Below are 5,283 nucleotides of genomic sequence, written 5' to 3'. Positions count from 1 at the left end.
CAGGATAAAAAATTGATAATTTATTACCCATCAAAATTTACCATATTAATTTGTAGCTGAGCGAATTTTGTAGCTGAATTATTTTTGTAATTTTGTAGCTGAGCGAAGCCGAAGCTACTCTTTGATTTCCACAACAAAAACATCTTCACCTTCTTTTCTCATAAAGTACTTTTCACGAGCAAACTCTTCAAGTAATACATTGTTATTAAGTAATTCTTTTCTTATCTTTTTAGTTTCATCAATTTGTTTAAGGTAATATTCTTTGTTTGACTTTAATTCCTTTACCTCATTGTGAACTTTTATCGTTTTTATAATATTATTCCTATCCAAAAAACCTACCCACACAATAAAAATAAGTAAAACAATTACATACCTATTTTTAAGAGTAGCAAATAATTTTTCCAAAAAAGTCTTATCTTTTATTTTTTCCTCACTCATGTTATTTTTACTAAAAATTCTACTCACAAATTAAAAAAGAAATATCAAATTTATTTTAAAAATTTAAAGTTCTTACCTGGGAATATTGCATCAGTATCTAATTCTTCTTCAATACGTAACAATTGATTATACTTTGAAATACGATCTGTTCGGGATAATGAACCTGTCTTTATTTGTCCTGTATTTAACGCAACAGCAAGATCAGCTATAAAAGTATCTTCTGTTTCACCCGATCTGTGGCTAATTACTGATGTGTAATTATTTTCCTTTGCCAATTGAACAGTTTCAATCGTTTCTGTTAATGTTCCTATTTGATTTAATTTTATCAAAATTGAATTTGCTGCATTCAATTCTATTCCTTTAGCTAAACGCTTGGCATTAGTAACAAAAAGGTCATCTCCAACAATTTGAATTTTGTTGTTCATTTTTTTATTTAAATTAACCCAACCGTCCCAATCATCTTCACCAAGAGCATCTTCAAGAGAAATTATAGGATATTTATTTACCCAGTCAACCCAATAATCAACCATTTTATCAGAAGAGATTTCTTTTTGTGTTGATTTATAAAATTTATAAACATTCTTTTTGGCATCATACATTTCAGCAGTAGCAGGGTCTAATGCAATATAAAAATCATTACCTGCTTTGTAGCCTGCTTTTTCAATAGCTTTTATAACTGTTTCTATTGCTTTTTCATTAGATTTTAAATCTGGTGCAAAACCACCTTCATCACCAACATTTGTTGAGTAACCTTTTGATTTCAAATAATCTTTTAGACTATTAAAAACATCAAATGACATAGCTAAAGCATCACTAAATGTTTCAGCACCAACGGGCATAATCATAAATTCCTGAAAATCAACATTGTTATCAGCATGCTTTCCTCCGTTAAGAATATTCATCATTGGTATAGGCAAAGTATTAGCTCCTATTCCACCTATATATTTATAAAGCGGTAAACCTGATACTTCTGCACCTGCTCTAGCAACAGCCATAGAAACAGCTAAAATTCCATTTGCTCCTAAATTAGATTTATTCTCTGTAGCATCAAGTTCTAATAAAAGATTATCAATAAATTTTTGATCTAACACACTAATATCCATTAGTGCAGGCTCTACAATGTCAATAATTTTATCACATACATTATAAACACTTTTGCCGCGAAAATAATCTTTATCGCCATCTCTAAGCTCAACCGCCTCATGAGAACCTGTGGATGCACCCGAAGGCACAGCTGCTCTTCCTATAAATCCACTTTCGGTAAAAACTTCAACCTCTACTGTTGGATTACCACGTGAATCAAAAATTTGCCTTGGGATAATTCCTGTTATAAAACTCATAATATTAGTTTTTTAATTTATTTACACAATGATTTAATCAACAAAAATACAATAATTATTACCTTTGTTTGAATATTTTTGTTAACATTGCTTTTGATAATTACTTTTTAAAAATTAATAATCTTTTTAACTAATGAAAATTGATAATAAATTAGACAAACTCTTTGGCTCCTCAGGTAGCTTTGCAGGGTATATATTAATCGTTGCAGGTATATTTATTTCATTCTCAGAATCATCAATATTTGGAATCATTGTAACTCTTGTCGGACTGTTTTTCACTTTTACAACAACAGGAATAATTGTTGAACCCGAAAATACAAGATATAAATTTCATTACAAATTTTTTGGTTTTATCAAATCAGGTTCATGGATTGATCTTTCCGAATTTAAGGAAATTACAGTTATGCAATCTTCATTAGATTACAGAACATATAGCATGACAAACAGGACTACAAGCTATAACCAAAAAGATTTTCGCATTTTTTTACTTGACAAAAACCATCAGCATAAGATACCTTTAAAGAAATTTAAAACTAAAGAAAAGGCTCTTTCGGAAATAAAGGATTTTAGCAAATTTTTAAATATGGCTATTGTAAAATATAATCCAAAAAATAAATAAAATTTACACAAATGAGTAAGATATTTTATAAAAATAATGAATTAGAGTTTGATAAAATAAAAAACTCAACTTCATTGGGAAATGATAATTTTATCGCTTCCGTTTGTAAAATAATCGCAGATTGGAATTCAGGGAGAAAAAAATTTAAACTGAAAACAAGTGGCTCAACAGCAAAGGCTAAAATAATTTTTTTTACAAAAGAACAATTAATTATTAGTGCCAAACAAACAATAGAAACTTTTAAAATATCAAAATCCGACACTTTATTTCTCTGTCTTCCTGTTGATCACAGTGCAGGTTTTATGATGGTAATCAGAGCATTAGTATGCAAAGCAAATCTTTTGGTGCTAAAACCTTCAAAAAATCCTTTAAAAGAAATTTCATTAAATCAAAAAATAGATTTTTTCGCATTTATTCCTCAACAATTCTCAAGTTTGATTTTAGAAACACCCGAAAAAATTAAAATTTTAAATAAATCACGAGCAGTAATTATTGGAGGAGAGAGAATTTCAAAAGAAATAATTGCTCAAGCAAAAGAAATTCAAGCCCCTGTATTTCACACTTACGGAATGACAGAAACACTTACACATGTTGCCTTGAAAAGATTAAACGGTAAAAATCCCGATAAATATTTTCATCTTTTAAAAAATATTAAAGCAGAGACAGACAATAAAAACCGACTGATTTTACAAACACCACTTTATCCATCAAAAAAATTATATACAAATGACATAGTTAATTTAAACAAAGATCAGAGTTTTGAATGGCTAACAAGAGCCGACAACATAATTAATTCATCAGGTTTTAAAATAAATCCTGATGAATTAGCAATAAAAATTGAGAATCAAATTTCAGAAATATTTAAAAACACAACATATTTCTTCTTTTCAATTCCGGATAAAATAGTTGGAGAAAAACTAATGCTTGCAATTGAAAGTAGTAATTCCGAGAAAAAAGAAATGATATTAAAACTTTTAACAAAAAAATTAAAAAGATATGAAATACCCAAAGAAATAATATTTATTGATAACTTTGTATATTCATCACTGGGCAAAATCAACAAAATTAAAACTATTGAAGAAGCAAAAATCAAATAGCTATTGGGCAAATTTAGAAGGGACTTTGTCAATCATTCTTAACATATTTTTATTTGCCATAAAATATTGGGCTGGAATTGTAACAGGCTCAGTTGCATTGATTACTGATGCATGGCATACTATTTCCGATTCAATTACATCATTGATAGTTTTAATAGGTAATAAAATTTCTAACAAGCCTCCCGACAAAAAACATCCTTTTGGGCATGGACGAGCTGAATTTATTTCCAGTTTTTTGATTGGGATAATAATCGCCATAATTGCTTTTAACTTTATTCATGAATCTATTAAGGAATTACAAAGTCATAAAAGTACCAATTATGGAATAATTGCTATTATAGTAACCTCAGTTTCAATAGTTCTAAAAGAAATTATGGCACAATTTGCTATAAGAGTCGGGAAAAAGAAAAATTTACGTTCACTCATTGCAGACGGATTACATCACAGAATTGATTCAATTTCTTCAGTATTAATTCTGATTGGTATTTTTACTGCAAAAAATACTTGGTGGATAGATGGTGTTTTAGGACTTCTTATTTCACTTCTTATGCTATACACAACTTTCAGAATTTTAAAAGATTCTTTTAGTGCCATCTTAGGAGAAAAACCTGATGATGAACTAATTAATAAAATTAAAGAAGTTGCTTTTAAAAGCTGTGAAAAAAGCACAAATCCACATAATATAATAATTCATGATTATGGAAATCATTTAGAAACCACTTTTCACATAACACTTCCCAACGACATGGAATTAAAAGAAGCTCACTACATTGCCACTAAAATTGAAAATAATATAAAAAAAGAATTAAATATTTTGGCAACTATTCACATGGAAGCATCAAAATAATTTTTTAGAAAAATCAGAGAGATTAAACCTTTTCGTAAAAGTATCATCTAAGAATCAAATTAAATATCATAAATTTGTTCCACAATTAAAATTTTAGAAATTATGAAAACATTAAAAAAACTTTTACCTTTATTTATCATTGCCATTCTTGTCATCTTCACTTCTTGCGAAAAAGATGAAGAAATTGCACAACCGACTCCAATACAAAGCGAGATAAATGACAATGAAACTTTAGCAATGAATGACATCTCATTGTTAGAAGAACCCGAAATAAGCATTGCATCCTTAGAAACAGATTTCCACCTTATTAATAATGCAATACCTTCTGAGACTGAAAATGAAATTGAATTTGATGAATCAAGCTGTGAATTTTCATTTCATGGTGCAAGAAAAAATCAGCTTAAGAAATTATTTCAAAGACTTGATCTCAACAAAAAACAGAAGTTTTATTTACACAAAGCACTACATTCATATTATCGTTGTAAAAGAGTTCAAATGATATTATTAAGAAAAGAAACTCTAAAAATTATTAAAAGAAGTAATTATAGCAGAGACAAACTAATAAAGAGTTACAAAGATGGAAATATCACAAAAAACCAGCTATATGTTGCACTTCAGAAACTACAAACAGCAACAAAACTTGCTATTAAAAACAACCCGGTAAGAAAACAAATAATCATGAATATTAAAGATTGCCATAAAAATTTCATGATAAAACTTCAAAAAATATTAACTGACAAACAATGGGCAATTTTGAAAAAGTGGTATCAAAGTAAAAGTTCAAATCAACTATAAAATTACTAAACACTTTTAGTAAAAAATGGTTCTTCTTCAATTTTGAAGTAGAACCATTTTTTTATAAACAAAAAACGTAAACTAAAATATTTTATTTACGGTTTATTACAACTTTTAGTAAATCGGATTAGCAATTTTTCCGATAAA

General features: G+C 28.1%; 6 protein-coding genes. 4 read left to right on the top strand and 2 right to left on the bottom strand.

The features are described from left to right. Positions 1 to 114: 114 nt before the first annotated feature. Positions 115 to 438, bottom strand: coding sequence for a septum formation initiator family protein (locus U9R42_11945; protein MEA3496735.1), 324 nt, complete (start codon positions 436 to 438; stop codon positions 115 to 117). Between the two features lie 50 nt (positions 439 to 488). After that, positions 489 to 1,778 (bottom strand): phosphopyruvate hydratase, encoded by a 1,290-nt coding sequence (gene eno, locus U9R42_11940; GenBank protein ID MEA3496734.1) that lies wholly within the window; start codon positions 1,776 to 1,778, stop codon positions 489 to 491. A gap of 133 nt (positions 1,779 to 1,911) precedes the next feature. Between eno and U9R42_11935 the strand changes: the two genes are divergently transcribed. The 4 genes from U9R42_11935 (at position 1,912) to U9R42_11920 (ending at position 5,136) form a co-directional block, all read left to right on the top strand. Beyond that, on the top strand, positions 1,912 to 2,397 hold the full coding sequence (locus U9R42_11935; GenBank protein MEA3496733.1) for a hypothetical protein: 486 nt from the start codon (positions 1,912 to 1,914) through the stop codon (positions 2,395 to 2,397). An 11-nt stretch (positions 2,398 to 2,408) separates the two neighbouring features. Next, positions 2,409 to 3,494: an AMP-binding protein gene (locus U9R42_11930; protein MEA3496732.1), complete on the top strand. Its 1,086-nt coding sequence runs from the start codon at positions 2,409 to 2,411 to the stop codon at positions 3,492 to 3,494. Then, positions 3,472 to 4,341: a cation diffusion facilitator family transporter gene (locus U9R42_11925; protein MEA3496731.1), complete on the top strand. Its 870-nt coding sequence runs from the start codon at positions 3,472 to 3,474 to the stop codon at positions 4,339 to 4,341. Before U9R42_11930 ends, U9R42_11925 begins: the two co-directional genes overlap by 23 nt. Before the next feature lie 102 nt (positions 4,342 to 4,443). Beyond that, a complete protein-coding gene (locus U9R42_11920; GenBank protein ID MEA3496730.1) occupies positions 4,444 to 5,136 on the top strand; it encodes a hypothetical protein in 693 nt (230 codons plus the stop codon). The last annotated feature ends 147 nt before the right edge of the window (positions 5,137 to 5,283 follow it).

The sequence above is a fragment of the Bacteroidota bacterium genome (assembly GCA_034723125.1).
GTDB lineage: Bacteria > Bacteroidota > Bacteroidia > CAILMK01 > JAAYUY01 > JAYEOP01.
This window is presented reverse-complemented; position numbering and strand designations above follow the sequence as displayed.

Bases quoted from the DNA above. Each gene is read 5' to 3' on its own strand.
- U9R42_11945 (MEA3496735.1), bottom strand. From the start codon at position 438: ATGAGTGAGGAAAAAATAAAAGATAAGACTTTTTTGGAAAAATTATTT.
- eno (MEA3496734.1), bottom strand. From the start codon at position 1,778: ATGAGTTTTATAACAGGAATTATCCCAAGGCAAATTTTTGATTCACGT.
- U9R42_11935 (MEA3496733.1), top strand. From the start codon at position 1,912: ATGAAAATTGATAATAAATTAGACAAACTCTTTGGCTCCTCAGGTAGC.
- U9R42_11930 (MEA3496732.1), top strand. From the start codon at position 2,409: ATGAGTAAGATATTTTATAAAAATAATGAATTAGAGTTTGATAAAATA.
- U9R42_11920 (MEA3496730.1), top strand. From the start codon at position 4,444: ATGAAAACATTAAAAAAACTTTTACCTTTATTTATCATTGCCATTCTT.